The following is a 2,721-nucleotide window of genomic DNA, read 5'->3' on the forward strand; positions in this document are numbered from 1 at the left end:
AACGGCTCGTTTGAGAGACACCCAAGTAGCACGGGGCCCGAGAAATCCCGTGTGAATCTGGCGGGACCACCCGCTAAGCCTAAATATTCCCTGGTGACCGATAGCGGATAGTACCGTGAGGGAATGGTGAAAAGTACCGCGGGAGCGGAGTGAAATAGTACCTGAAACCGTGTGCCTACAAGCCGTGGGAGCGTCGGATACAGCTTGCTGTATCTCGTGACTGCGTGCCTTTTGAAGAATGAGCCTGCGAGTTAGCGGTGTGTAGCGAGGTTAACCCGTGTGGGGAAGCCGTAGCGAAAGCGAGTCCGAATAGGGCGATTGAGTTGCACGCTCTAGACCCGAAGCGGAGTGATCTAGCCATGGGCAGGTTGAAGCGGAGGTAAGACTTCGTGGAGGACCGAACCCACCAGGGTTGAAAACCTGGGGGATGACCTGTGGTTAGGGGTGAAAGGCCAATCAAACTCCGTGATAGCTGGTTCTCCCCGAAATGCATTTAGGTGCAGCGTCGTGTGTTTCTTGCCGGAGGTAGAGCACTGGATAGGCGATGGGCCCTACCGGGTTACTGACCTTAGCCAAACTCCGAATGCCGGTAAGTGAGAGCACGGCAGTGAGACTGTGGGGGATAAGCTCCATGGTCGAGAGGGAAACAGCCCAGAGCATCGACTAAGGCCCCTAAGCGTACGCTAAGTGGGAAAGGATGTGGAGTCGCAGAGACAACCAGGAGGTTGGCTTAGAAGCAGCCACCCTTGAAAGAGTGCGTAATAGCTCACTGGTCAAGTGATTCCGCGCCGACAATGTAGCGGGGCTCAAGCGTACCGCCGAAGTCGTGTCATTGCAGCATATAGCCCCAACGGGCGCTGTGATGGGTAGGGGAGCGTCGTGTGCCGGGTGAAGCAGCCGCGGAAGCGAGTTGTGGACGGTTCACGAGTGAGAATGCAGGCATGAGTAGCGATACACACGTGAGAAACGTGTGCGCCGATTGACTAAGGGTTCCTGGGTCAAGCTGATCTGCCCAGGGTAAGTCGGGACCTAAGGCGAGGCCGACAGGCGTAGTCGATGGACAACCGGTTGATATTCCGGTACCCGCTTTGAAACGCCCAATATCGAGCCCATTAATGCTAAGGCCGTGAAGCCGTTCCGGACCCTTCGGGGAAAGGAAAGTGGTGGAGCCGTCGACCCAAGGTGGTAGTAGGTAAGCGATGGGGTGACGCAGGAAGGTAGTCCAACCCGGGCGGTGGTAGTCCCGGGGTAAGGGTGTAGGCCGTGTGATAGGCAAATCCGTCACACATTAAGGCTGAGACCTGATGCCGAGCCGATTGTGGCGAAGTGGATGATCCTATGCTGTCGAGAAAAGCCTCTAGCGAGTTTCATGGCGGCCCGTACCCTAAACCGACTCAGGTGGTCAGGTAGAGAATACCGAGGCGTTCGGGTGAACTATGGTTAAGGAACTCGGCAAAATGCCCCCGTAACTTCGGGAGAAGGGGGGCCATCACTGGTGATCGGATTTACTCCGTGAGCTGGGGGTGGCCGCAGAGACCAGCGAGAAGCGACTGTTTACTAAAAACACAGGTCCGTGCGAAGCCGTAAGGCGATGTATACGGACTGACGCCTGCCCGGTGCTGGAACGTTAAGGGGACCGGTTAGTCACACTTCGGTGTGGCGAAGCTGAGAACTTAAGCGCCAGTAAACGGCGGTGGTAACTATAACCATCCTAAGGTAGCGAAATTCCTTGTCGGGTAAGTTCCGACCTGCACGAATGGCGTAACGACTTCTCGACTGTCTCAACCATAGGCCCGGTGAAATTGCACTACGAGTAAAGATGCTCGTTTCGCGCAGCAGGACGGAAAGACCCCGGGACCTTTACTACAGTTTGATATTGGTGTTCGGTTCGGCTTGTGTAGGATAGGTGGGAGACTTTGAAGCCGTGACGCCAGTCATGGTGGAGTCGCCGTTGAAATACCACTCTGGTCGTGCTGGATGTCTAACCTCGGTCCGTGATCCGGATCAGGGACAGTGTCTGATGGGTAGTTTAACTGGGGCGGTTGCCTCCCAAAGGGTAACGGAGGCGCCCAAAGGTTCCCTCAGCCTGGTTGGCAATCAGGTGTTGAGTGTAAGTGCACAAGGGAGCTTGACTGTGAGACCGACGGGTCGAGCAGGGACGAAAGTCGGGACTAGTGATCCGGCGGTGGCTTGTGGAAGCGCCGTCGCTCAACGGATAAAAGGTACCCCGGGGATAACAGGCTGATCTTCCCCAAGAGTCCATATCGACGGGATGGTTTGGCACCTCGATGTCGGCTCGTCGCATCCTGGGGCTGGAGTCGGTCCCAAGGGTTGGGCTGTTCGCCCATTAAAGCGGTACGCGAGCTGGGTTTAGAACGTCGTGAGACAGTTCGGTCCCTATCCGCTGCGCGCGCAGGAATATTGAGAAGGGCTGTCCCTAGTACGAGAGGACCGGGACGGACGAACCTCTGGTGTGCCAGTTGTCCTGCCAAGGGCATGGCTGGTTGGCTACGTTCGGGAGGGATAACCGCTGAAAGCATCTAAGCGGGAAGCCTGCTTCAAGATGAGTATTCCCACCTCCTTGAGAGGGTAAGGCTCCCAGTAGACGACTGGGTTGATAGGCCGGATGTGGAAGCCCAGTAATGGGTGGAGCTGACCGGTACTAATAGGCCGAGGGCTTGTCCTCAGTTGCTCGCGTCCACTGTGTTAGTTCTGAAGCAA

1 rRNA gene is annotated in these 2,721 nt (G+C 56.4%); it reads left to right on the forward strand.

The window, feature by feature from the left end:
- Window positions 1-2,686 (forward strand): 23S ribosomal RNA (locus ACFVZH_RS40145); the annotation flags it as partial.
- Between the last annotated feature and the right edge of the window lie 35 nt (window positions 2,687-2,721).

It is taken from the genome of Streptomyces sp. NPDC059534 (assembly GCF_042743475.1).
Taxonomy (GTDB): Bacteria; Actinomycetota; Actinomycetes; order Streptomycetales; family Streptomycetaceae; genus Streptomyces.